Below are 24,335 nucleotides of genomic sequence, written 5' to 3' on the forward strand. Positions count from 1 at the left end.
GCATGTAGGCGCGCATTTCATCAGGGCTCGGGAGTTGCAACACCACTCCATGAAGCCGGATATACGGATGCAGTCGTACACAGGTTTGAAATCAAGACAAACACTGGCAAACCGGGAGGGGTCCATATACGAATAACCGCGTGCGGTTATCCGCCGTGGCGGAGGCCGGGTGCAGCGCCGGAGTAGGTCGCTGCCCTCAGGAGGGCAGGGCGTCGCCCTGGCGGCGGCGATCGCGTTCGCCGACCCAGTAGGCGATCAGCTCGCGCAATTGCGACAGCTCCACCGGCTTGGCCATGTGCCCGTCCATGCCGACCAGCCGCGCGCGTTCCTTGTGCTCGCTGAGGATGTGCGCGGTGAGCGCCACCACCGGGGTATGCGGGCGCTGTTCGTGGGCTTCCCAGGCGCGTAGCTGTTCGGTGGCGGAGAAGCCGTCGAGAACCGGCATCTCGCAGTCCATCAGCACCAGGTCGTACTGGGTCGCCTTCATCGCGCTGAGCGCCTCCTGGCCGTTGCTGGCGGTGTCCGGCTGCAGGTTGAGCTTGTTCAACATGCCGCGGATGACCTTGGTGGAGATGCTGTTGTCCTCGGCGACGAGGATCCGGAAATCGCTCGGCAGGCTCGGCGCCTGCGCTTCCTTGGCCGGTTGCAGGTAGTTGGTGACGCCGCTGACGCCGCGCTGGGCGAGTTCGTCGGCGAGGGTCGCCTTCAGCGTGTAGCCGGCCACCGGCTTGGCCAGGATGCGCTTGATCCCGGCGTTGCGGGCGATGATCTTGCTCGGCGCGTTGCTGATCCCGGTGAGCATGATCAGCAGGATGTCGTGGTTGAGGTTGGGGTCTTCCTTGATCTTCGCCGCCAGTTGCATGCCGGTCATGCCGGGCATGTCCTGGTCGAGCAGGACCACGTCGAAGTACTCGCGCAGGTGCGCCTTGGTGCGCAACTGGGCCAGCGCCTCCTTGCCGGACGACACCGCGCTGACGTTCAGGCCCCAGCCGCTGCACTGCTGCACCAGCACCTTGCGGCAGGTTTCGTTGTCGTCCACCACCAGCAGCCGGGCGCCCTGTAGCGGGCCGTCGAGGTCGGCGGTGGGGTTCTCCAGCTGCTGCGGGTCGAGCGGCAGGGTCAGCGACAGGGTGGTGCCCTGGCTGCTGCCGGACTGGATGCCGAACTCCCCGCCCATCAGCCGCACCAGTTGGCGGGCGATGATCAGGCCGAGGTGGCTGCCGAGCTTGCTGGCGGAAAGGAAGTCGCCGCTGTGCAGCTCGGCGGTGAGCAGCGCCTCGCGCTCCTTGGCGTCGAACGGGTGGCCGCTGTCCTGCACGGCGATGCGCAGGCGCGGTGTCTCGCCCTGGTCGTCGAGGGCCACCACCAGCAGGATTTCGCCTTCCTCGGTCTGCTTGAACGCGTTGTCCAGCAGGCTCAGGACCACCTGGCGCAGGCGCGTCGGATCGCCGCCGATGACCCGCGGCACCTGCGGCTGGGTGAAGCTGATCAGCTCGATGCGCTGCTGCTCGGCCTTGACCCGGAAGATATCCAGGCAGTCCTCGATCAGCGCGTTGAGGTCGAACTGCACTTCGTCCAGCTCGATCTGCCCGGACTCCAGCTTGGAGATGTCGAGGATCTCGTTGATCAGCGTGAGCAGCTCGTTGCCGGCGCTGTGGATGGTCTGCACGTAGTCGCGCTGCTTCGCCGACAACGGGGTGCCGAGGAGCAGTTCGGTCATCCCCAGCACGCCGTTCATGGGCGTGCGGATCTCGTGGCTGATCTTGGCCAGGAACTCGGCCTTGGTCTGCAGTTCCGCGGTGTGCGCCGCCTCGCTGGTGCGCTGTTGCAGGTTGAGCTGCTGGATCAGCCGCTGGCGTTCGGTGAGCGAGACGCTCAGGACCAGCCCGGCGAGGGTGGCGAAGCTGAACACGCCGAGCACCAGCCAGCCCGGATCGAGTTGCTTGGTGCCGAACAGTACCGGCAGGAACACCATGAAGCCGGCGTTGAACACGATCATCCCGGCAACGATCAGGCGCGCCGGCTGGTAGCCGCGATACCAGTGCCAGGCCGCGATCAGCGGGACGCTGAGCGAACTGAGGATCACCAGCAGGTAGATCAGCCAGCTGAACCAGAGTTGCTGGGTGAAGGCGATGATCGCGCCGACCGCCAGGATCAACAGCGCCTCGCCTTGCAGGAGGCGGTTCAGGCGGCTTTCCGCGGTGCCGCGGAAGAAGCTGCAGGCGAACCACAGCAGGCTCACCGCGGCGCCGAGGGCGCCGAGGTCGGCGGTCAGCGACTGGTTGAACTTGAGTCCCGGCAGCCAGAACGCCACCAGCCCCAGGTTCGCCGCGGCGCAGACCGCCAGCGCCGCGTGCACCGCCGCCAGCCACAGGCTGCTGGCGCTGCGCGAGTAGGCGAAGCGGATCAGGTTGTACATCAGCAGCAGGAGCATGCCGCCGAGCAGCATGCCGAAGGCGTAGGCGGGCTTCTCCAGGCCGACCAGGCCGGCTTCGTCGATCTGGTCGAACCAGGCCATCAGTGGATGGTTGGAGGTCATCCGCACGTACAGGGTCATCGGCTTGCCGTCGACCGGCAGCGAGAACAGGTAGGAGCGCGAGGGCAGCGGGCGCTCCTGGAACGGTCGCGACTCGCCGGTGTGCTGGTCCCGCACCAGTTGGCCGTCCTGCACCAGGTAGTAGTCCAGATACTGCACCCGCGGGGCGAAGATCCACAGCCAGCTCGGCACCTTCTGCGCGGGAAGCTGGACCTGCAGCCAGACCGCCTGGGGGCTGGCGGGGAAGATGAAGGAGCGCTTGGCCAGCGGGCGGAACTGCTCCTTGCGCTGGAGGACGTCGGCGATCCGCAGTTGCGCGCTCTCGTCGCGCAGCAGGCGCCAGTTCTGGTTGGCGCTGGGAGTAGTGGCGGTGGTTTGCAGGGGAACGCTGGAAACGCCGGCGTCGTCCGCGACCGCCGGCGACATCGGACCGAGCAGAAGCAGCAGGAAGCTGACGAGTAGTCCTATGGCGATCCGAAGCCGTACCACGGCGAAGTCCCTTCGAAGGTGAATGGCCGGATTATAGCCAAGTGGCCGTGGCAACGGCATAGGCCGCGGAAGCGCCGTGCGGCGCCCGCGGCCTCGGGCCCGGTCAGGACTCGCCGCGCTCGCGGGCGATGGCACGGTAGCCGATGTCCTTGCGGTAGAAGCAGCCGTTCCAGCGGATCTTCTCGGCCAGGCGATAGGCCTGTTGCTGGGCGGCGGACACGCTCTCGCCGATGGCGGTGGCGCAGAGAACGCGGCCTCCGGAGGTGACCACCTGGCCATCCTTCAGCGCGGTGCCGGCGTGGAACACCTTGCCGTCCAGCGCGGCGGCCTCGGCCAGGCCTTCGATGACCTCGCCCTTGGCGTAGTCGCCCGGATAGCCGCCGGCGGCCAGTACCACGCCCACGGTCGGACGCGGGTCCCAGGTCGCCTCGACCTTGTCCAGCGCCTTGGCCAGGGCGGCCTCGACCAGCAGGACCAGGGAGGACTCCAGGCGGACCATGATCGGCTGGGTTTCCGGATCGCCGAAGCGGCAGTTGAATTCGATGACCTTGGGCGCGCCGCTCTTGTCGATCATCAGGCCGGCATAGAGGAAGCCGGTATAGACGTTGCCTTCCTCGGCCATGCCGCGCACGGTCGGGTAGATCACTTCGTCCAGCACCCGCTGGTGGACCTCGGCGGTGACCACCGGGGCCGGCGAGTAGGCGCCCATGCCGCCGGTGTTCGGCCCGCTGTCGCCATCGCCGACGCGCTTGTGGTCCTGGCTGGTGGCCATCGGCAGCACGTTCTGGCCGTCGACCATGACGATGAAGCTGGCCTCCTCGCCATCGAGGAACTCCTCGATCACCACGCGCGAGCCGGCGTCGCCGAAGGCATTGCCGGCGAGCATGTCGCGCACGGCGGCTTCGGCTTCGTCCAGGTTCATGGCGACGATCACGCCCTTGCCCGCGGCCAGGCCATCGGCCTTGATGACGATGGGCGCGCCCTGCTCGCGCAGGTAGGCCAGGGCCGGCTCGACCTCGGTGAAGTTGCGATAGGCGGCGGTGGGGATCCGGTGGCGGGCGAGGAAGTCCTTGGTGAAGGCCTTCGAGCCTTCCAGCTGGGCGGCGCCGGCGGTCGGGCCGAAGATATCCAGGCCGCGCTCACGGAACAGGTCGACCACGCCTGCCACCAGCGGCGCCTCGGGGCCGACGATGGTCAGCTGGACGTTCTTCGCGGCGAAGTCGGCCAGTTGTTCCAGGGCCAGTACGTCGATGGCGACGTTCTCGCATTTGGCCTCGGTGGCGGTGCCGGCGTTGCCCGGGGCGACGAAGACCTTCGCCACGCGCGGGTCCTGGGCGACCTTCCAGGCCAGGGCATGTTCGCGACCGCCGCTGCCGATGATGAGTACGTTCATGGGGTTCTCCTGACGCAACGGCGGATAACGCGCCGCGTTATCCGCCCTGCGTGAAATTCGTGGGTAGGGCGGACGACCGCGATGCGGTCAGCCGCCGTGATACTCAATGGCGGAAATGGCGCATGCCAGTGAACACCATCGCGATATCCGCCTCGTCGGCCGCCGCGATCACTTCGTTGTCGCGCATCGAGCCGCCCGGCTGGATCACCGCGGTGATGCCGGCCTTGGCCGCGTTGTCGATGCCGTCGCGGAACGGGAAGAAGGCGTCCGAGGCCATCACCGCGCCTTTCACTTCCAGGCCGGCGTGCTCGGCCTTGATCGCGGCGATCCGTGCGGAGTTGACCCGGCTCATCTGGCCGGCGCCGACGCCGACGGTCTGGCGGTTCCTGGCGTAGACGATGGCGTTGGACTTGACGAACTTGGCCACCTTCCAGGCGAAGATCAGGTCGTGGATCTCCTGCTCGGTGGGCGCGCGGCGAGTGACGATCTTCAGGTCCTCGGCCTTGATCATGCCGATGTCGCGGCTCTGTACCAGCAGGCCGCCGTTGACCCGCTTGAAGTCCCAGCCCGGGGCGCGCTCGGCTGGCCATTCGCCGCATTCGAGCAGGCGTACGTTGGCCTTGGCGGCGACCACCTCGCGGGCGGCGGCGGAAATCTTCGGCGCGATGATCACCTCGACGAACTGGCGCTCGACGATGGCCTTGGCGGTTTCGCCGTCCAGCTCGCGGTTGAAGGCGATGATGCCGCCGAACGCCGATTCGCTATCGGTGGCGTAGGCCAGGTCGTAGGCCTTGCGGATGCCGCCTTCGTCTTCCGGCACCACGGCGACGCCGCAGGGGTTGGCATGCTTGACGATCACGCAGGCCGGCTTGAGGAAGCTCTTCACGCATTCCAGGGCGGCGTCGGTGTCGGCGACGTTGTTGAACGACAACTCCTTGCCTTGCAACTGGATGGCGGTGGAGACGCTGGCCTCGCCCTTCTTCGCCTCGACGTAGAACGCCGCGCTCTGGTGCGGGTTCTCGCCGTAGCGCATTTCCTGGGCCTTGACGAACTGGCTGTTGAAGGTGCGCGGGAAGGCGCCGCGGTCGGCGGTGCCGAGGGTGTCGCGGGTCTGGTCGATGGTACCCAGGTAGTTGGCGATCATGCCGTCGTAGGCGGAGGTGTGCTCGAACGCCTTGAGGGCCAGGTCGAAACGCTGGGCGTAGGTCAGGCCGCCGGCCTTGAGGGATTCGATCACGGCGGCGTAGTCGCCGGCATTGACCACGATGGCGACATCCTTGTGGTTCTTCGCCGCCGAACGGACCATGGTCGGCCCGCCGATATCGATGTTCTCGATGGCGGTAGGCAGGTCGCAGTCGGGCCTGGCCACCGTGGCCTCGAAGGGATACAGGTTGACCGCCACCAGGTCGATCGGCTTGATGCCGTGCTGCTCCATGACCGCGCCGTCGAGGTCGCGGCGACCGAGGATACCGCCATGCACCTTCGGGTGCAGGGTCTTCACCCGACCGTCCATCATTTCCGGGAAGCCGGTGTAGTCGGCCACTTCCACGGCAGAGATGCCGTTGTCCCGGAGCAGCTTGTAGGTGCCGCCGGTGGAAAGGATTTCCACGCCGAGGGCGACCAGCTCACGGGCGAAGTCGACGACGCCGGTCTTGTCGGAAACGCTGATCAGCGCGCGGCGGATGGGCAGGCGGGTGGTTTGGTCGGTCATTGCAAGGGTCCTGAGGGCTGGCTTCCGGCCGCGGGTGCCGGCCGGGACGCGCGCCCTTGGCCGGAGCCCGCCGCCGCTCTTAAAGAAGGTCGTATTGCTTGAGTTTCTTGCGCAGGGTCCCGCGGTTCAGGCCGAGCAGCTCGGAGGCCTTGGTCTGGTTCCCCTTGACGTGGTTCATGACGGTTTCCAGCAGCGGCGCTTCGACTTCGCAGAGCACCATGTTGTAAACGTCCGTGACCGGCTGCCCTTCGAGGTGGGCGAAGTAGTTGTGCAATGCCTTCTCCACGCTGTCGCGCAGGGTCTGCCCTTCTTGCGTCGGCGTGGTGAGGTGCTGTTTCAGGTTGGCGTTGTCGCTCACGGGCGTTGTTCCACTCACTAAAGTCTCGGTCGTCATCGTTGTCATGCGGCCACCCCTGTTCCGTTGTTCTGGCGCTCGGCGAAGAACTGCCTGACGCTGGCGCACTGCGCATCCGTGTCCTGCAAACGATTGAACTGGGCGCGGAATTCCCTTGCGCCCGGCAGAGTCGCGAGATACCACCCCACATGCTTGCGGGCGATCCGCACACCCATTTCTTCCCCATAAAAAAGGTGCAGCTCCGCGAGGTGTTCGAGCAGGATGCTCTGCACTTCGGGAAGCGGCGCCGCCGGCAGGTGCTCGCCGGTCCGCAGGTAATGGTCGATCTCGCGGAAAATCCACGGTCTTCCCTGGGCGGCCCGACCGATCAGCAGGGCATCCACCCCGGTCTGCTCGATGACTTTCCTGGCCTTCTCCGGCGAATCGATGTCGCCATTGGCGAACACCGGTATCGACACGGCCTGCTTGATCGCCGCGATGGTCTCGTACTCCGCCTCCCCGGTGTACAGGTCGGCGCGGGTCCGGCCATGTACCGCAAGAGCCTGGATCCCCGCCTGTTCGGCGAGCCTCGCGACGCTGACGCCGTTACGGTTGTCCCGGTCCCAGCCGGTCCGGATCTTCAGGGTGACCGGTACGTCGACCGCCCTGACCACGGCATCGAGGATCTCGGCGACCAGCGCCTCGTCCCGCAGCAGGGCGGACCCCGCTGCCTTGTTGCATACCTTCTTCGCCGGGCAGCCCATGTTGATGTCGATGATCTGCGCACCGAGTTCCACATTGCGCTGCGCGGCCTCGGCCAGCATGGCCGGATCGCCGCCGGCGATCTGCACCGAGCGCGGCTCGTCCTCGCCATCGTGGATCAGGCGCAGGCGCGACTTGCGGCTGTTCCACAGGCGGACGTCGCTGGTCACCATCTCCGATACCACCATCCCGGCGCCAAGGCGACGGCAAAGCTGACGGAACGGACGATCGGTCACCCCGGCCATCGGCGCGAGGATCAGTCTGTTGGGCAGTGTATATGGGCCGATGCGTACCACCGACATGGGGCTTCCCTGTCTTGCGGTGCTGCGAAAAAAGGGAGGGCATGATACCCGCTCTGGATGACCGGATAAAGGCTGTTTTGGATAAATTCTGAACAGCCGATTCCTTAGTTCTTACAGTTGGAAGACGAGCGGCACTTGCGCCTGGCGCTCCGCGCGAGCGGGTGGGCGTAGCGGCCCGGCGGCGACCGGCGAGGTCTTTCCGGTCACTCCGGGGAATGGAAGCTCAGGCTGTAGTTCACCGCCTTCGGACCCGGGTCGAGGATGTCCAGCGACACGTGGATCGGTACCTGCGGTGGCATTTCCGTTCGTCCGGCCAGCTCGCCGCCGAGGTACTCGCCGGGCTTGAAGCGGCGATTGGCGATGAGGTGGCCGTTGAGGTCGGCGAAGCGCAGTTCCAGCAGCGGGAAAGGCTGCGAGAAGCTGGCGCGGTTGTAGATGATCGCGTCGACCACCAGCGCGCCGCTGAATTCGGGATGGCTGCGGACCACCAGGTTGCTGCTCCTGATCTGCTCCACGTCGACCTTGGAGGGAAGGGTGCAGCCGATTTCCGGGCAGAGCTGGGCGAACCAGGGGCGATAGGCGTCCTGGCGCGCCAGCTCGTCGAAATGGTAGGCGACGTACTGAGCGGCGAGACCACCCAGCGCCAGCAGGATCAGCAGCAGCCAACCGAGACGCCGCGGCCATTGGCGCCGGGGCTTCTCCCAGGCCAGTTGCAGCGGCTCGTCGCGCAACTGGTCGAGACTCTCGACCGGCGCCTCGTCCGGCTTGCGGGCGCTGCCCAGGGGCGCGACGGACTGTTCCTCGGCGCTTTCCTCGTCGTCTTCATCCAGGGCGCTCAGGCCGTGGCGGCGCTTGCCGAGGCTGGGCTCGTCGTCATCGTCCTCATCGAGGCTGAGGCGAAGTTCCGGCGGATCCTCGGCGCGGCGCAGCGGCACGAAGGATACCCGCTCTTCCGCCAGCGGTTCGCCGAGGCTCGGTTCCTGGCGCGGGTTGCTGCGCGCCGGCTGGGCCGGTTCGGCATCGGCGATCAGCGCCTCGGCCCAGCGTTCGTCGTGTGGATCGCGTTCGTCGTCGCGGCGCGCCAGCAGGCTCTCCGCCGGTCGCGGGGCCTTCTCGATGCTGGAGAACTCCTGGTTCAGCTCGAATTCGTCGAGCTTGGCCAGTTCCTCGTCGAGGTTGAGGCTGTCCAGGTCGAGGTCGTCATGGATCCACAGGGTTTCGTCGCGCGGGCGCGCTGCCGGGGGCGCGGCCGAGGTGGCGGCCGCGACGCTGGGCGCGGGTGGCGGAGCGGCGGCCGGCTTCGCTTCGGCTGCCGAAGGAGCGTTCGCGCGCGGCGCGCCACCGACCTGGTGTTGCAGGGCGTTGAAGACTTTCAGGCAGGTGCCGCAGCGGACCGCGCCATTGGCGGCGCCCAGTTGCGCGTCGTTGACGCGGAAACTGGTGCTGCAATGGGGACATTGGGTGATGACGCTTTCGCTCATGCGGCGATCCGTAGGAAAAATCCGGCGGCTAGTCTACCCCAAGCTTCTTGCACGAAGGCAGTGGGGCGGGATCAGTGGTGGCTGGCGGTGCGCCATCAATCGGCGCGGCGGCGGCCGCTGATGCGGATCCAGCCTTCGCGCTCGGCGGTCGGGTCGAGATCGAAGTGTGCGGAGTAGGCCGCGCGGACCTCCTCGGCCTGCTCGGCGAGGATGCCGGACAGCGCCAGCAGGCCACCGGGACGTACCAGGCCGGTCAGTTGCGGGGCGAGGGAAACCAGCGGGCCGGCGAGGATATTGGCGACCAGCACGTCGGCCTGTCGCTGCGGCAGGTCCGCCGGCAGGTAGACCGGGAACCGCGCGGGCTCGATACCGTTGCGCGAGGCATTGTCGCGCGAGGCTTCCAGGGCCTGTGGATCGATGTCGGTGCCGACCGCCCGTTCGGCGCCGAGCAGCAGCGCGGCGATGGCGAGGATTCCCGAGCCGCAACCGAAGTCGAGCACCTGCCGGCCGGCCAGTTCCTGGCCGTCGAGCCATTCCAGGCACAGCGCGGTGGTCGGGTGGGTGCCGGTGCCGAAGGCCAGGCCCGGATCGAGCAGCAGGTTGACCGCGTCCGGCTCGGGGGCGGCGTGCCAGCTCGGCACGATCCACAGGCGGCGGCCGAAACGCATCGGCTGGAAGTTGTCCATCCAGCTGCGTTCCCAATCCTGGTCGGCGATTTCCTCGACATGGTGCTCGGGCAGGTCGCCGCCGGTAAGCAAGGCGAGGTGGGCGAGCAGGGCGGTCTCGTCGGTGTCCGCTTCGAACAGCGCCAGCAGGTGGGTGCGCGACCACAGCGGGGTGGTGCCGAGGTCCGGCTCGAAGATCGGCTGGTCTTCGGCGTCCATGAAGGTCACGGAGACGGCGCCGACTTCGAGCAGGGCGTCTTCGTAGGTTTCGGCCTGTTCCGGGGTGATGGCCAGGCGAACTTGTAACCAGGGCATGGGGCGACCTCTGTTGCGGCTGTAAACGAAACGGGCCGCCCAGGGGGCGGCCCGTTTTCCACCGCGCAAGCTTACTCGACGGCGGACGCCGCCGCCACTCTCGGCCCGTGCCGGGCGCGGAAACGACAAGGGCCGCCCGGAGGCAGCCCTTGTGCGCAGCGACTGACGGATCAGTGCTTGTCCATACCCAGTTTCTTCTCCAGGTAATGGATGTTCACCCCGCCCTTGCAGAAGGCGGCGTCGCGCACCAGGTCCTTGTGCAGTTCGGTATTGGTCTTGATACCGTCGACGATCAACTCGTCCAGGGCATTGCGCATCCGCGCCAGCGCCTCGTCGCGGTCGGCACCGTAGGTGATGACCTTGCCGACCAGCGAGTCGTAGTTCGGCGGTACGCTGTAGCCGCTGTAGAGGTGCGAGTCGACGCGCACGCCGTTGCCGCCGGGGGCGTGGAAGTGCTTGACCTTGCCCGGGCTGGGCATGAAGGTCTTCGGGTCTTCGGCGTTGATCCGGCATTCCAGCGCATGGCCGCGGATGACCACGTCCTCCTGGCGGATCGAGAGCTTCTCGCCGGAGGCGATGCGCAGCATCTCCTTGACGATGTCGACACCGGTGACCATCTCCGATACCGGGTGCTCCACCTGCACGCGAGTGTTCATCTCGATGAAGTAGAAGCGGCCGTTCTCGTAGAGGAACTCGAAGGTACCGGCGCCGCGGTAGCCGATCTCGATGCAGGCCTGGACGCAGCGGGCGAAGACTTCCTGGCGGGCCTTCTCGTCGATGCCGGGGGCCGGCGCCTCTTCGATCACCTTCTGGTGGCGGCGCTGCAGGGAGCAGTCGCGGTCGCCGAGGTGGATGGCGTTGCCCTGGCCGTCGGAAAGCACCTGGACTTCCACGTGGCGCGGGTTGGTCAGGAACTTCTCCAGGTAGACCATCGGGTTGCCGAACGCCGCGCCGGCCTCGGTGCGGGTCAGCTTGGCCGACTTGATCAGCTCGGATTCGTCGTAGACCACGCGCATGCCGCGACCACCGCCGCCGCCGGCGGCCTTGATGATCACCGGGTAGCCGACCTCGCGGGCGATCGCCAGGGCGGTCTCTTCATCTTCCGGCAGCGGGCCGTCGGAGCCCGGCACGGTGGGGACGCCGGCGCGCTTCATGGCGTCCTTGGCCGAGACCTTGTCGCCCATCAGGCGGATCACCTCGGCGGTCGGGCCGACGAAGGTGAAGCCGGAGCGTTCGATCTGCTCGGCGAAGTCGGCGTTCTCGGCGAGGAAGCCGTAGCCGGGGTGGATCGCGGTGGCGCCGGTGACCTCGGCCGCGGCGATGATCGCCGGGATCTGCAGGTACGACTGGGTGGCCGGGGCCGGACCGATGCACACCGATTCGTCGGCGAGCGACAGGTGCATCAACTCGCGGTCGGCGGTGGAGTGTACCGCCACCGTCTTGATCCCCAGCTCCTTGCATGCGCGAAGGATGCGCAAGGCGATTTCGCCGCGGTTGGCGATCAGCACTTTTTCCAACATCGCAGGTTCCCCGCGGCTTAGACGATGGTGAACAGCGGCTGGTCGAACTCAACCGGCTGGCCGTTCTCCACCAGGATCGACTCGATGGTGCCGCTAACTTCGGCTTCGATGTGGTTCATCATCTTCATGGCTTCGACGATGCACAGGATGTCGCCTTTCTTCACGCTCTGGCCGACTTCGACGAAGTTGGCCGAGGTCGGCGAGGCGGCGCGGTAGAAGGTGCCGACCATCGGCGAGCGAACCACGTTGCCGTTCAGCTTCGGCGCGGCCGGGGCGCTTTCCGCGGCAGCGGCGGCCGGAGCGGCGGCTGCCGGCGCTGGCGCGGCGACCGGAGCGGCGAAGGCCGGAGCCTGTGCGTACACCGGCTGGGCGGCGGTCTTGCTGTGGCGGCTGATGCGTACCGACTCTTCGCCTTCGCGGATTTCCAGCTCGTCGATACCGGACTCTTCCAGCAGCTCGATCAGTTTCTTGACTTTACGAATGTCCATTAGCGCTAGCACTCCCAGTGAGGTCAGGGGCGTTGAAGTTGTTCAAGGGCGGATTCCAGGGCCAGGCGGTAGCCTGTGGCGCCGAGACCGCAGATCACCCCTACCGCCACGTCGGAGAAGTAGGAGTGATGCCGGAAAGGTTCACGTTTGTGCACGTTCGACAGGTGCACTTCGATGAATGGGATGCTCACCGCAAGCAGCGCGTCACGTAACGCGACGCTGGTATGGGTGAATGCCGCCGGATTGATGATGATGAAGTCCACGCCTTCGTCGCGCGCGGCATGGATCCGGTCGATCAGTTCGTATTCGGCGTTGCTTTGCAGATGCAGCAGGTGGTGGCCGGCTTCGCGGGCGCGGCGCTCGAGGTCCTGGTTGATCTGCCCGAGGGTGGTCGAACCGTAGGTGCCGGGCTCGCGGGTGCCCAGCAGGTTCAGATTCGGCCCGTGCAATACAAGGAGGGTCGCCATTGTCTTGTTGATTGTCCTGTACAGGCTGCAAACGGCAAGCGGGCACTATGCCGGAATTTCCGTATGACTGTCCAGTCACTGTTAGATTGCAGTAGATCGCCGCATGTTGACCGGCAATTGCGGCAGAAGTATGTCAGCGCATGTCACTGCCGGGCAGCGGCCCGGCGCAGTCGTTCGGCGAGCCCGGCGGCGTCGATCTCTCCGATGACGCGCAAGTCGCTCCATTCGTCACCGCCCGGGGCGAAGAACAGGATCGCCGGCGGACCGAACAGGTTGTAGCGGTCTAGCAGGCCGCGCTGGGCCGGGTTGCTTTCGGTGATGTCGAAGCGCAGCAGGCGGTAGGCCGGCAGTCGTGCCTGCACCGTGGGATCGGTGAGAACCTGGCGCTCGATGACCTTGCAACTGATGCACCAGTCCGCATACCAGTCCAGCAGCACCGGCTTGCCGGCCTGACGTGCCTCGGCCAGGGCGGCGTCCAGCTGCGCCGGGGTGGTCAGGTTCTGCCATTCGCCGGGCGTGCTCGGTGGCCCGGCGTGGATCGACGGCACCGAGCGGCCCAGCGGATGGATCGGGTCCGACTCGCCCTGCAGGGCGCCGATCCAGGCGGCCACCGCGTAGGTCAGGAACATCAGGCCAAGCAGTTGCAGCAGGCGGCGTGCGGCGCTCTTCGGGGTGAATTCGAGGGCGCCCAGGGCCAGGCCGGCGCCGCCGGCGAGCATGCCCCAGAGCATCAGCGCCACCGGGCCGGACACCACCCGCTCCAGGAGCCACACGGCGACCGCCAGCAACAGCACGCCGAAGGCGTTGCGCACGCCGTTCATCCAGGCTCCGCTCTTGGGCAGCAGGGCGCCGCCGCCGGCGCCGAAGACCACCAGTGGCGTACCCATGCCCAGGCCGAGGGCGAACAGTTGCAGGCCGCCCCCCCAGGCATCGCCGCTGGCGCTGATATAGAGCAGCGAGGCGGCCAGCGGGGCGGAGACGCAGGGCGAGACCAGCAGGCTGGAAAGCACGCCGAGGGTGGCCGCGCCGAGGATCGAGCCGCCGCGCGCATCGCCGGCCAGGCGGTCGAGCGGTTCGCGGATGAAGCCGGGCAGGCGCAGCTCGAAGAAGCCGAACATGGCCACGGCGAACAGCGCGAAGAACGCCGCGAATGGCACCAGTACCCAGGGCGACTGCAATTGCGCCTGGAGATTGAGGCTGGCGCCGAACATGCCCATCAGCGCGCCGAGCAGGGCGAAGCAGAGCGCCATCGGCAGCACGTAGGCGAGCGACAGGACGAAGCCGCGACCACCGCCTGGCCGGCCGCGCAGGACCACTCCGGAGAGGATCGGCAGCATCGGCAGCACGCAGGGGGTGAAGGTCAGGGTCAGGCCGGCGAGGAAGAAGAACAGCAGGCTGCGCTTGCCCTTGTGTTCGAGCGGGTCCTTGCTGGCCGCGTCGTTCGCGGCTGGCGTCGCGGCACCGCCGTCGATGTCGAAGCGCCTGGTTTCCGGGGGGTAGCAGAGGCCCTTGTCGGCGCAGCCCTGGTAGGTCACCACCAGGGTATAGGGCTGCCGGGCCGGGTTGTTCAGGGGAATCTCCAGGTCGACGATGTTGTAGTAGACCTCGGTATCGCCGAAGTACTCGTCGTGGTGCTGCTTGCCCGCCGGCAGTTGCACCTGGCCGAGGCTGACCTGGGCTGGCTCGACCTTGAACTGGAAGCGGTGGCGGTAGAGGTAGTAGCCCTCGGCGTTGACGAAGCGCAGCAGCACGTGCTGCGCGTCGCTGCGCTCGACGCTGGGCTTGAACGCCTGGTCGACCTTGAGGAAGTCGCCGCCATCGAGGCCGCCGCCGAGGGAGGCGCCGGGACGGCTGTCGAACAGGCCCGCGCCGGCGGGCAGGGCGACCAGCAGGAGGATCAGGGTCAGCAGGCGGCGCATGGATATCTCGTCGGATCAAAAGCCGGAATGATAGCGGAAAGCCGGGCCCGATCGAGCCCCGTGCGGCTGATCAGGTCCTGCCCCGGTTCCGCTGAGCGGTATCCGACCGGTCCGAAGCCAGACGGTTCCCCTGGCGCCTTGCGGCACGTCGCCGCAGGGTCACAGGCGGAAGGCCTGCACCGTGGTGCGCAGGTCGCCGCCCAGTTGCCGCAGTTGCTCGCCCTGTTCGCGGCTATGGCCGATCAGCCGCAGGTTTTCCCCGCCCAGGGCGTGGATGCGTTCGCTGTGCGAGCGAATCTCGCCGACCGCCTGGCTCTGCTGGGTCGAGCCTTCGGCGATGCGTTCGGCCATCACGCCGATGGTATGGATCGCGGCGACCACTTCGTCCAGTGCGCCCTCCGCCGCGCCGGCCTGTTCGGCGGTGCGTTCGGCATGCTCGACCTGGCTGCGCATGGCCTCCACCGATTGCCGCGCGGCCTGTTGCAGGCGGCCGATGAGCTGCTGGATCTCCTCGGTGGCGCCGGCGGTGCGCTGGGCCAGCGAGCGGACTTCCTCGGCGACCACGGCGAAGCCGCGGCCCTGGTCGCCGGCGCGGGCGGCCTCGATGGCGGCATTGAGGGCGAGCAGGTTGGTCTGTTCGGCGATCGAGCGGATCACCGTCAGCACGCTGCCGATGGTCGCCGACTCCTCGGCCAGGCGCTCGATCGACTGGGCGTTGCCCTGCACCTCGTCGACCAGCTCGCGCAGGCCGCCCAGGCTCTCGCCGATCACCCGCTGGCCGTGCTCCACTGCCTGGCCTGCGCTGCGACTGGCGTCGGCGGTCTGGCTGGCGTCTCCGGCGACCTGCTGGATCGCCGCTTCCATGTCGCCGAGGGCGTCGCGGATCTGCCCGGTATCGCCGGCCTGGCGCTCGACCCCGGCGTGCAGGCCGCTGCTGACCTCGGCCAGGGTCTGGCTGCTGCCGGCGACCTGTTCGGCGCGGCGGTGGATCGCGCCGACCAGCTCGGCGAGGAAGCTGCGCAGGCGGTTCAGCGAGTCTTCCAGGTTGCGCAGGTCCTCGGTGCGGGTACGCAGGGATATGGGGCGCGAGAAGTCGCCGTCGGCCCAGGCCGAGAGCGCCGGCACCAGTTGCCCGAGGACCCGCGCCAGGCGCCTTTGCAGGCTGTCGATGGCGAGGGCGATGAGCAGGATCAGGGCGATCATCCCACCCTGGATCAGGCGTACCTGGCCTTGCAGGCGCTGGCGCTCGCCGCGCACCTGCGGCTCCAGGGTGGCCAGGGCCTGGCGCACCGCGTCCAGTCTGGTGCCGGTGTCGGCGGACAGTTGCTGGCGTCGCTCGATCAGGTCGCGGGTGCGGCGCAACTCGTCCGGATAGCGTTGCAGCAGGCTGGCGAGTTCGCGCCGCAGCGCCACGCCGCGGTCTTCGGCATTGCCGGCGCCAGCCTCGGCGTCGCCGGCCAGCCCCATCATGGCTGCGAAGTCGTCGCTGGCCGAGCGTTGCTCGTCGAGCACGCCGAGCAGCGGCAAGGCCTCGATCCGCCCGGCCTGCTCGCGCAGGTTGGCCAGTTCGCGCTCGACGTCGCCGGCCAGGGCCGGGTTGGCGCTTTCCACCAGCTTGGCGCGGGCCAGGCTGAGGCGGGTCAGGTGCAGGCTGGCGAGCAGCAGCGGGGTGCGGTAGGCGCCGGCCTGGGGCTGCTCCGTCGCGGCGTCCAGGTAGGCGGACCATTGTTCCAGGTTGCCGGCGAGGTCGCGCTCGGCCTGTAGCAGCAGGCCCTGCGGGTCGCCGGCGAGCTTGCCGGCGGCGAGCAGATCGCCGGCGCTGAATTCGCGCAACTCCGCGAGGCTTGGTGCGAGGGTCCGGGCGAGGTCCGGCGGTAGCTCCGGCAAGGCCTCGGCGAGGCTTTCCAGGGCCTGCAGCGCGGCCTGCTGGCGCACGGCGTCGCCGCTGCCGAGGTACTGGCGGACGTTGCGCGCGACCTGTTCGTCGAAGCGCTGCGACAGCTCCAGGTACTGGTCGAGCAACTGGAACGGGCGCTCCATGGCGCGTTGCGACCACCACAGGGTGATTCCCAGGGCGAGGCAGACGGTGAGCAGGAGCAGGGTGTTGAGATTGGTGAGTTGCTTGAGGCGCATGGCGGGTCTCGTCCGACTACGGAGCGGCGAGACCGCAGGTTATTTCCGTTTGGTTACCGGGTGATGACAAAGAGCCATTACCGGGCGTCGGGACGATATACCTCGATCCGGTTGCGTCCGCCGTGCTTGGCCCGGTACAGCGCTTCGTCGGCCTGCTTGGCCATGCTCTTGATATCGAGGTCCGGGGTCAGCTCGGCGATGCCGCAACTGAAGGTGCAGCGCAGGTCGGTCGGTTGCGCCGGGTAGTGGATCTCGGCGAAGCGCTGGCGAATCTCGTCGAGCACCAGGCGCGCGGCGTCCAGATCGGTGTCCGGGAGGACCACGGCGAACTCCTCGCCGCCATAGCGGCCGATGTGGTCGGTCTTGCGCAGGCGTTGCTTGAGAAACAGCGCCAGGCCCTTGATCACCCGGTCGCCCATGGGGTGGCCGAAACGGTCGTTGACCTGCTTGAAGTGGTCGATGTCGAGCATCGCGAAGCTCAGCGGACGGCCATCGCGACGCGCGCGCAGGCGAGCGTCCTCGAGCAGTTGCAGGGTATGGGTGTGGTTGTACAGGCCGGTCAGGCTGTCGCGCACCATCCGCGCCTTCAGGCTGCGCGCGCGGCTGGCGCGGGTGCGCACGGTGGCGATCAGGTGGCGCGGGCGGATCGGCTTGGTGAGGAAGTCGTCGCCGCCTTCGCTCATGGCGTCCAGCTGCTTGTCCAGGTCGTCCTCGGCGGACAGGTAGATGATCGGCACGCTGACGTGGCGTTCGTGCTGGCGGATCACCTTGGCCAACTCGGTGCCCAGGCACTCGGGCATGTACATGTCGAGGATGATCAGGTCGGGCTGGAAGTCGCTCAGCTCAGCCATCACCGACAGCGGCTCGGTGAGCGCGCGGGTGATGATCCCGGCGCTGTTGAGGACCATCTCGGTGTGCAGCGCCTGGGCCCGGGAGTCGTCGACGATCAGTACCCGGTAGGGTTCGTAGAAGCTCAGGCGGCTGAGGGTCTCGATCTTTTCCAGCACGCTGGAGGCGTCCAGGGTGCCGGTGAAGAATTCCTGGCCGCCGGCGCGGGCTGCGGCCAGGCGGGTCGGGGTGTCGGTCTCGCTGTCGCTGAAGAACAGCACCGGCAGCTTGTGTTCGAGGCCGGCCTGGGCCTCGCTGGCCAGTCGCAGGCCCATGTCGGGGCCGGCGAAGTCGACTTCCATGACGATCGCCGCCGGGTAGCGTTCGCGCATGCTGGCGCGGAAGGCGTCGGCGGTCTCGCAGCTCAGCGCCTGCAGACCGAAGAACTCCAGTTGCTGGGCCAGGCGCTCGGCGCGTTCGCGGTCCTTCAGTGCCAGGTAGACCGGTTTGCGCAATGGCGGCAGGACGGTGTGCTCGAGCTGGTCGCCATGCCGCAGGCCGGTGCGCGACAGGCGCTGCATCAACTGGTTGAGTTCGCTGATCGACTCGCTGGAAAGCCGGCCGCGGTTGGCCTCGACGACGTCCAGGGTACGGTCGATGGCACCGGCTAGTTGGGCATGCTCGGCTTGCTCGAAGCGTTCGGCGTAGCGCTGCAGGCGCAGGGTGGCGTCGGCCAGTTCTTCCATGCCGTCGCTGTTCCACTCCGCGCGGGTCAGGCGTTGCCAGACCTCCAGAACCTGGCGCGCCTGGTTGATCACTCGCTGGGCGAAGTGGTGCTTCAGGCGGTCCAGGGTCGGGTCATCGTGCTCGGTCATCATGACGCGCTTCTTTCGTGGTCTTCGCGGCAGAGCGTCGCCGCGAATGATGGCTCTATGCTATCACCTATCGCCATGAAAGCCAGCGGCCGTTGGGCGGCTGACGAGAGGAGCCTTTTCTTTTCCAAATGTCATCCCCACCTGTTGGTGGGTGCCTTTGTGCGACGGACTACGGCATGCTTATGCCTGTTTCGGAAAATTCTCACTGAGCATTCCGGCACAAAACCGGCTTCCACTACGCTGAAAGCCGACGATGCCGAGGTTTTCGGCGTCCTGGAAGGGTTGGCGCTTGGCACGGAACGCGTTCGCCATGGTCCAATCCCCCATCTATCGAGCTGTTTTAAGGACCCTTGCCATGCTGGACTGGAAGAAGCGTCGTGGGACCATGCGCGATCGCGTGGACAATTCCGTGGATGATGTGCGTACCTACTTCGGCGGCCCCTGGCTGGTGCGCGTGGTGGGAGGCCTGCTGGGCGTCTACCTGCTGGTGGCGATGCTGGTCGGCTGGTACTGGAGCCAGGAACCCGACCTGTTCCCCGTGCAGCAGGACGCCCAGGCCGCCGCCGAGCGCGCCGGGCGGCAGATGGTCACCGGCTACACCACGGTGGAGACCCTCAAGGAAGTGGTCGACACCCTGCTGACCAAGCCGGGCGGCTACATCTCCAACGACATCTTCCCGCCGGGCATCTGGATGGACAACATGCCCAGCTGGGAGTATGGCGTGCTGGTCCAGGTGCGCGACATCAGCCGGGCGCTGCGCAAGGATTTCGCCCGTTCGCAGTCGCAGTCCACCGAGGACGCCGACCTGGCTCGCGCCGAGCCGCGCTTCAACTTCGACAACAAGAGCTGGGCGCTGCCGGCGTCCGAGTCGGAGTACCAGGAAGGCATCAAGTCGCTGGACCGCTACCTGGCCCGCCTGTCCGACCCGAACCAGCCCAACGCGCAGTTCTATGCCCGCGCCGACAACCTGAACAACTGGCTGGGCGACGTCGCCACCCGCCTGGGCTCGCTGTCCCAGCGCCTGTCGGCGAGTGTCGGCCGGGTCAAGCTGAACACCAACATCAAGAACCCCGAAGAGGTACAGCCGGGCGAGGCGCCCAAGGTCGAGGAAGTGGTCCAGGAAACCCCCTGGCTGCAGATCGACAACGTCTTCTACGAGGCCCGTGGCCAGGCCTGGGCGCTGTCGCACCTGCTGCGCGCCATCGAGGTCGACTTCGCCGACGTGCTGGCGAAGAAGAACGCCACGGTCAGCGTGCGGCAGATCATCCGCGAGCTGGAGGCCGCGCAGGAGCCGCTGTGGAGCCCGATGGTGCTGAACGGCAGCGGCTACGGCATCCTGGCCAACCACTCGCTGGTGATGGCCAACTACATTTCCCGCGCCAACGCCGCGGTGATCGACCTGCGCCAGCTGCTTTCCCAGGGCTGACCCATGGCCGCGCCGATCAGCGCCGAAGAGGTGGCCCACCGGGCCGCCTCCGACGCCGAACTCATCGCCTGGGTCGACGAGCAGGACCGCCCGCTCGGTAGCCTGCCGCGCGCGGAGCTGCGCGAGCGCGGGCTGATCGGTCGCGGCACCTTCATCCTGCTGTTCAACTCCGCCGGCGAGCTGTGCGTGCAGCGCCGGACCCTGAGCAAGGCGGTCTATCCGGGGTACTGGGACCTCGCCGCCGGCGGCATGGTCCAGGCCGGCGAGCCCTACGCCGACTCCGCCGCCCGTGAACTGGAGGAAGAGCTGGGCATTCGCGACGCGGTCCTGCGCGAACATGGCCGCTTCTTCTTCGACGAACCGGGCAACCGGCTCTGGTGCGCGGTGTTTTCCGCCGTCTCCGATGCGCCCTTGCGTCTGCAGGCGGAGGAAATCTCCGAAGCCCGCTTCATCCGTCCCGAACTGGCGCTGGAAGAGGCTCGCAGCCTGCCGTACTGCCCCGATTCCCTGCAGGCGTTGCGCCTGTACCTGGATGCCTGAGCCGCGGATGTCGCCATTTCACCGATCAATGGCGCATTTTCGCTCTTAGCATTTGCTCGCAATGCTGCTAAATTGCGCGACCTTTTCGGGCGGTCCCCATGCCGCCCCTGCGCAGCCCCTGCCTGAGTGGGGCGTCGCGGTCGGCTCCCGCCGGCCATCGTTGTTGACCTGGCCCGTCGAGGCCATTCTGGGGGAAACGCCCGGTGGTCAAAAAAGCTTCGTCCCTGTCCGCCCTCGGCGGGCTGGTGTATTCCACGGATGGCGGCCGGCATTGCCCGGACTGCCAGCAACCCAAAGACGCCTGCATCTGCGGGCAGGTCGTAGCGCCTGTCGGCGACGGGATCGCGCGCGTGCGCCGCGAGACCAAGGGCCGCGGCGGCAAGACGGTGACCACCATCAGTGGCCTGCCGCTCGCCGGCGATGCGCTCAAGGAGCTGGCCAGCGCGCTGAAGCGGCGCTGCGGCACCGGCGGCAGTCTCAAGGACGGCGTGGTGGAGATCCAGGGCGAGCATGTCGAACTGTTGATCGACGAACTCCTCAAGCGCGGTTTCAAGGCGAAGAAGTCCGGCGGCTGACCGCGTTCTCCCCTGCAGAGAGCGGGCAGGTCCGGCACCGCGAGGCCGCGCCAGCCCTTTCCCTAGATGGGAGACTGCGGATACCCGCATGAGCGGATTTCCTCGGCTTTCCTAAACTACCGCCCAGTGTGGCGGTCAACACGGCAACGTCACATCCTCCGGCTAGCCTCCACCACAGGCGTGCCGGCCCAGGGCCATCCGGAGATCCCGGCGCCCGCCCGACCCCGAACATTGAGGAGATCACCGCGCATGGCCGCTCGACGGACTCGCAAAGACGATGGCAGCAACTGGACCGTGGCCGACAGCCGCGGCGTATACGGCATCCGCCACTGGGGTGCGGGTTATTTCGCCATCAACGATGGCGGCAATGTCGAAGTGCGTCCGCAGGGCGCCGACTCGACGCCCATCGATCTCTACGAGCTGGTCGGCCAGTTGCGCGAGGCGGGCCTGAGCCTGCCGCTGCTGGTGCGCTTCCCGGATATCCTGCAGGACCGCGTGCGCAAGCTCACCGGCGCCTTCGACGCGAACATCGAGCGCCTCGAATACCAGAGCCGCTATACCGCGCTGTATCCGATCAAGGTCAACCAGCAGGAAGCGGTGGTGGAGAACATCATCGCCACCGAGAACGTCTCCATCGGCCTGGAGGCAGGCTCCAAGCCGGAACTCATGGCGGTGCTGGCGCTGGCCCCGAAGGGCGGCACCATCGTCTGCAACGGCTACAAGGACCGCGAGTTCATCAAGCTGGCGCTGATGGGGCAGAAGCTCGGGCACAACGTGTTCATCGTGATCGAGAAGGAATCCGAGGTGCAGCTGGTGATCGAGGAGGCCGCCAACGTCGGCGTGCAGCCCCAGGTCGGCCTGCGCGTGCGGCTGTCCTCGCTGGCTTCGTCGAAGTGGGCAGACACCGGTGGCGAGAAGGCCAAGTTCGGCCTTTCCGCCGCCCAGCTGCTGTCGGTGGTCGAGCGCTTCCGCCAGGCCGGTCTCGACCAGGGCGTGCGCCTGCTGCATTTCCACATGGGCTCGCAGATCGCCAACCTGGCCGACTACCAGCACGGCTTCAAGGAAGCCATCCGCTACTACGGCGAGCTGCGCGCGCTCGGCCTGCCGGTGGATCACATCGACGTCGGCGGTGGCCTCGGCGTCGACTACGACGGCACCCATTCGCGCAACGCCAGCTCGATCAACTACGACATCGATGACTATGCCGGCGTGGTGGTCGGCATGCTCAAGGAGTTCTGCGACGCCCAGGGCCTGCCGCATCCGCACATCTTCTCGGAGAGCGGCCGGGCGCTGACCGCGCACCATGCGGTGCTGATCACCCAGGTCACCGACGTCGAGCGGCACAACGACGACGTGCCGAAGATCGTCGATCTCGACGAGCAGCCGGAGATCGTCCGCTGGCTGGCCGAACTGCTCGGCCCGACCGATGCCGAGATGGTCACCGAGACCTACTGGCGCGCCACCCACTACATCGGCGACGCCGCCGCGCAGTATGCCGACGGCAAGATCAGCCTGGCGCAGAAAGCCCTCGCCGAGCAGTGCTACTTCGCTATCTGCCGGCGCCTGCACAACCAGCTCAAGGCCCGCCAGCGCTCCCACCGGCAGGTCCTCGACGAACTCAACGACAAGCTCGCCGACAAGTACATCTGCAACTTCTCGGTGTTCCAGAGCCTGCCGGATACCTGGGCCATCGGCCAGGTGCTGCCGATCCTGCCGCTGCACCGCCTGGGCGAGGAGCCGGATCGGCGCGCGGTACTGCAGGACCTGACCTGCGACTCCGACGGCAAGATCACCCAGTACGTCGACGAGCAGAGCATCGAGACCAGCCTGCCGGTGCATGAGGTGAAGGAGGGCGAGGACTACCTGATCGGGGTGTTCCTGGTCGGCGCCTACCAGGAGATCCTCGGCGACATGCACAACCTGTTCGGCGACACCGACTCGGTGAACGTCTACCAGCGCGCAGACGGCGGCATCTATCACGCCGGCATCGAGACCCACGACACCATCGAGGACATGCTGCGCTACGTGCACCTGTCGCCGGAGGAACTGATGACCCTCTACCGCGACAAGGTCGCCGGGGCCAAGCTCACCGCCCGCGAGCGCAACCAGTACCTGGATGCGCTGCGCCTGGGGCTGACCCGCTCGGCGTACCTGTCCTGACTGGCTAGCCCGTCGGCGACGGGAAGCGAACCAGGCAATGGCCGGCTGGCGCGAGGCGCCCGCCGGCCATTTCGTTTCAGATCCTGCTCGTTATGTGGGAATTCCGCGCAACCCCTTCATTTCCGCTTCCCTGCCGGCGGTGGACGTCGGCGTGGTTGCCTGCTGTGTCCGGCGGATAACGCTTCGCGTCATTCGTCCTACCCGTGGGGGGAAGGGCCGGACGTTTCCAGTGGCTCCTGGATGCTCCGCGCCTCAGAAGTACTTCAACCAGGCGATATCCCGCCGCCGCGCCTTGAAACCGGCGAACCAGTTCACCGCCGGGTACAGCACCACGGCCAGCAGGATGCTGCACAGCCATAGCGCCGGCACCGAGGAGAAACCGAAGTAGTCGCCCCGGTTGGCGCCCCAGATCGCCAGCGCCAGCAGGTACAGCAGCTTCAGTAGGTAGAGATGCAGCAGGTAGAAGAACATCGGCGCTCCGCCGAACGCCACCAGGGCCTTGCCGCGACCGTTCCAGTCCAGGCGTTCGAACCAGGCCAGGAGCAGCAGGCCGATTCCCAGGGTGAGGGCGAGGAACAGCAGCGACGGCGGATACTTGGTGACGTTGAAGAAGCCCATCAGGGTGATCGCCGGCGTCTCGCCGAAGGCCCAGGGTTTCTCGCCATAGCCGTTGAGCAGGCGCAGCAGGATGAAGCCGAGCAGCAGCCCGCCACCGCCCGCCAGCAGGTAGCGTCGGCGCGTGGTTGCCGGCGTGGCGCCGCTGAACCAGTTGCCTGCGGCATAGCCCAGGGCGATCACACCGATCCACGGCAGCAGGGGGTAGGAGGTGCGCAGGCGCAGGGCGTCGCCCGCTTCGATCCAGCCGCGGTCGTGGAGCACCGCCCACGGCAGGTGCCAGGCCGAGCCGGGAGCGAAATGCAGCGGATCGAGCAGGTTGTGGCCGGCCACCAGCAGCACGCCGAGCGCCGCGAGCAGAGGGCGCGGCAACCAGAGCAGGGCGGCCAGGGCGAGCATGCTCAGGCCGATCGCCCAGATCACCTGGAGATAGATCACCGTCGGCGGCAACTGGAAGGTCCAGGCGAAGTTCACCAGGGTCAGTTCCAGCGCCACCAGGAACAACCCGCGCTTGAACAGGAACGCCGAGACCGCCCGGCGTCCCTGGTGCTTCTCGCCGTAGAGGAATGCCGACAGGCCGGTGAGGAAGACGAACACCGGCGCGCACAGGTGCGCCAGGGTGCGGCTGAGGAACAGCGCCGGCTCGGTGCTGGCGACGTCCATCGGGTCGCCGACCTGGCGGTGCAGGAAAAAGGTCTCGCGGACATGGTCGAGCAGCATGAACAGCATCACCAGGCCGCGCAGGGCGTCGATGCTGTGCAGGCGGGAGGAATTGGAGACGGAGTTGGGCATGGCTGGGCT

18 protein-coding genes are annotated in these 24,335 nt (G+C 67.3%); 4 read left to right on the forward strand and 14 right to left on the reverse strand.

From position 1 onward, the window contains the following. Positions 1-196: 196 nt before the first annotated feature. The 13 genes from retS to gcbA all read right to left on the reverse strand — a co-directional run bounded on the left by retS (position 197) and on the right by gcbA (position 18,221). Positions 197-3,025: a hybrid sensor histidine kinase/response regulator RetS gene (gene retS, locus AC4OR5_RS21070; RefSeq protein WP_003112323.1), complete on the reverse strand. Its 2,829-nt coding sequence runs from the start codon at positions 3,023-3,025 to the stop codon at positions 197-199. Positions 3,026-3,128: 103 nt separating this feature from the next. Continuing rightward, positions 3,129-4,418, reverse strand: a complete 1,290-nt coding sequence (gene purD / locus AC4OR5_RS21075; RefSeq protein ID WP_003121117.1) for a phosphoribosylamine--glycine ligase — start codon at positions 4,416-4,418, stop codon at positions 3,129-3,131. A gap of 103 nt (positions 4,419-4,521) precedes the next feature. After that, positions 4,522-6,129: a bifunctional phosphoribosylaminoimidazolecarboxamide formyltransferase/IMP cyclohydrolase gene (gene purH, locus AC4OR5_RS21080; protein WP_003105151.1), complete on the reverse strand. Its 1,608-nt coding sequence runs from the start codon at positions 6,127-6,129 to the stop codon at positions 4,522-4,524. 79 nt (positions 6,130-6,208) lie between these two features. Next, the gene (gene fis / locus AC4OR5_RS21085; protein ID WP_003121116.1) at positions 6,209-6,532 is read right to left on the reverse strand and encodes a DNA-binding transcriptional regulator Fis; all 324 of its coding nucleotides are present in this window, start codon (positions 6,530-6,532) and stop codon (positions 6,209-6,211) included. Next, positions 6,529-7,527 (reverse strand): tRNA dihydrouridine synthase DusB, encoded by a 999-nt coding sequence (gene dusB / locus AC4OR5_RS21090; protein WP_003111229.1) that lies wholly within the window; start codon positions 7,525-7,527, stop codon positions 6,529-6,531. The genes fis and dusB overlap by 4 nt, the downstream gene beginning before the upstream one ends. Positions 7,528-7,730: 203 nt before the next feature. After that, positions 7,731-9,008: a DUF3426 domain-containing protein gene (locus AC4OR5_RS21095; RefSeq protein ID WP_058159922.1), complete on the reverse strand. Its 1,278-nt coding sequence runs from the start codon at positions 9,006-9,008 to the stop codon at positions 7,731-7,733. A 95-nt stretch (positions 9,009-9,103) separates the two neighbouring features. Then, positions 9,104-9,988, reverse strand: coding sequence for a 50S ribosomal protein L11 methyltransferase (gene prmA, locus AC4OR5_RS21100; RefSeq protein WP_003112237.1), 885 nt, complete (start codon positions 9,986-9,988; stop codon positions 9,104-9,106). A 170-nt stretch (positions 9,989-10,158) separates the two neighbouring features. Next, positions 10,159-11,508, reverse strand: coding sequence for an acetyl-CoA carboxylase biotin carboxylase subunit (gene accC, locus AC4OR5_RS21105; protein WP_003095391.1), 1,350 nt, complete (start codon positions 11,506-11,508; stop codon positions 10,159-10,161). Positions 11,509-11,525: 17 nt separating this feature from the next. Further along, the gene (gene accB / locus AC4OR5_RS21110) at positions 11,526-11,996 is read right to left on the reverse strand and encodes an acetyl-CoA carboxylase biotin carboxyl carrier protein (protein WP_003110495.1); all 471 of its coding nucleotides are present in this window, start codon (positions 11,994-11,996) and stop codon (positions 11,526-11,528) included. A 23-nt stretch (positions 11,997-12,019) separates the two neighbouring features. After that, positions 12,020-12,463, reverse strand: coding sequence for a type II 3-dehydroquinate dehydratase (aroQ, locus tag AC4OR5_RS21115; RefSeq protein WP_003095385.1), 444 nt, complete (start codon positions 12,461-12,463; stop codon positions 12,020-12,022). Between the two features lie 143 nt (positions 12,464-12,606). Continuing rightward, positions 12,607-14,382, reverse strand: a complete 1,776-nt coding sequence (dsbD, locus tag AC4OR5_RS21120) for a protein-disulfide reductase DsbD (RefSeq protein ID WP_023518142.1) — start codon at positions 14,380-14,382, stop codon at positions 12,607-12,609. A gap of 159 nt (positions 14,383-14,541) precedes the next feature. Further along, positions 14,542-16,515, reverse strand: a complete 1,974-nt coding sequence (gene ctpL, locus AC4OR5_RS21125) for a methyl-accepting chemotaxis protein CtpL (RefSeq protein WP_023434844.1) — start codon at positions 16,513-16,515, stop codon at positions 14,542-14,544. 77 nt (positions 16,516-16,592) lie between these two features. Next, on the reverse strand, positions 16,593-18,221 hold the full coding sequence (gcbA, locus tag AC4OR5_RS21130) for a diguanylate cyclase GcbA (protein ID WP_003106227.1): 1,629 nt from the start codon (positions 18,219-18,221) through the stop codon (positions 16,593-16,595). Positions 18,222-18,573: 352 nt separating this feature from the next. On the opposite strand from gcbA, the gene AC4OR5_RS21135 reads away from it, so the two are divergent. The 4 genes from AC4OR5_RS21135 (at position 18,574) to speA (ending at position 22,919) form a co-directional block, all read left to right on the forward strand. After that, the gene (locus AC4OR5_RS21135; protein ID WP_003095371.1) at positions 18,574-19,644 is read left to right on the forward strand and encodes a DUF2333 family protein; all 1,071 of its coding nucleotides are present in this window, start codon (positions 18,574-18,576) and stop codon (positions 19,642-19,644) included. 3 nt (positions 19,645-19,647) lie between these two features. Beyond that, positions 19,648-20,184: an NUDIX hydrolase gene (locus tag AC4OR5_RS21140; RefSeq protein ID WP_003095369.1), complete on the forward strand. Its 537-nt coding sequence runs from the start codon at positions 19,648-19,650 to the stop codon at positions 20,182-20,184. A gap of 203 nt (positions 20,185-20,387) precedes the next feature. Further along, a complete protein-coding gene (locus tag AC4OR5_RS21145) occupies positions 20,388-20,759 on the forward strand; it encodes a translation initiation factor Sui1 (protein ID WP_034049082.1) in 372 nt (123 codons plus the stop codon). Between the two features lie 249 nt (positions 20,760-21,008). Further along, positions 21,009-22,919, forward strand: coding sequence for an arginine decarboxylase (gene speA, locus AC4OR5_RS21150; RefSeq protein WP_003095365.1), 1,911 nt, complete (start codon positions 21,009-21,011; stop codon positions 22,917-22,919). A gap of 252 nt (positions 22,920-23,171) precedes the next feature. Here speA and AC4OR5_RS21155 read toward each other — a convergent pair whose 3' ends face one another. Continuing rightward, a complete protein-coding gene (locus tag AC4OR5_RS21155) occupies positions 23,172-24,326 on the reverse strand; it encodes an acetyltransferase domain-containing protein (protein ID WP_023108372.1) in 1,155 nt (384 codons plus the stop codon). Positions 24,327-24,335 lie beyond the last annotated feature (9 nt).

Source organism: Pseudomonas sp. YA1 (genome assembly GCF_058680555.1).

Bases quoted from the DNA above. Each gene is read 5' to 3' on its own strand.
- purD (WP_003121117.1), bottom strand. From the start codon at position 4,418: ATGAACGTACTCATCATCGGCAGCGGCGGTCGCGAACATGCCCTGGCC.
- purH (WP_003105151.1), bottom strand. From the start codon at position 6,129: ATGACCGACCAAACCACCCGCCTGCCCATCCGCCGCGCGCTGATCAGC.
- fis (WP_003121116.1), bottom strand. From the start codon at position 6,532: ATGACAACGATGACGACCGAGACTTTAGTGAGTGGAACAACGCCCGTG.
- dusB (WP_003111229.1), bottom strand. From the start codon at position 7,527: ATGTCGGTGGTACGCATCGGCCCATATACACTGCCCAACAGACTGATC.
- AC4OR5_RS21095 (WP_058159922.1), bottom strand. From the start codon at position 9,008: ATGAGCGAAAGCGTCATCACCCAATGTCCCCATTGCAGCACCAGTTTC.
- prmA (WP_003112237.1), bottom strand. From the start codon at position 9,988: ATGCCCTGGTTACAAGTTCGCCTGGCCATCACCCCGGAACAGGCCGAA.
- accC (WP_003095391.1), bottom strand. From the start codon at position 11,508: ATGTTGGAAAAAGTGCTGATCGCCAACCGCGGCGAAATCGCCTTGCGC.
- accB (WP_003110495.1), bottom strand. From the start codon at position 11,996: ATGGACATTCGTAAAGTCAAGAAACTGATCGAGCTGCTGGAAGAGTCC.
- aroQ (WP_003095385.1), bottom strand. From the start codon at position 12,463: ATGGCGACCCTCCTTGTATTGCACGGGCCGAATCTGAACCTGCTGGGC.
- dsbD (WP_023518142.1), bottom strand. From the start codon at position 14,382: ATGCGCCGCCTGCTGACCCTGATCCTCCTGCTGGTCGCCCTGCCCGCC.
- ctpL (WP_023434844.1), bottom strand. From the start codon at position 16,515: ATGCGCCTCAAGCAACTCACCAATCTCAACACCCTGCTCCTGCTCACC.
- gcbA (WP_003106227.1), bottom strand. From the start codon at position 18,221: ATGATGACCGAGCACGATGACCCGACCCTGGACCGCCTGAAGCACCAC.
- AC4OR5_RS21135 (WP_003095371.1), top strand. From the start codon at position 18,574: ATGCTGGACTGGAAGAAGCGTCGTGGGACCATGCGCGATCGCGTGGAC.
- AC4OR5_RS21140 (WP_003095369.1), top strand. From the start codon at position 19,648: ATGGCCGCGCCGATCAGCGCCGAAGAGGTGGCCCACCGGGCCGCCTCC.
- speA (WP_003095365.1), top strand. From the start codon at position 21,009: ATGGCCGCTCGACGGACTCGCAAAGACGATGGCAGCAACTGGACCGTG.
- AC4OR5_RS21155 (WP_023108372.1), bottom strand. From the start codon at position 24,326: ATGCCCAACTCCGTCTCCAATTCCTCCCGCCTGCACAGCATCGACGCC.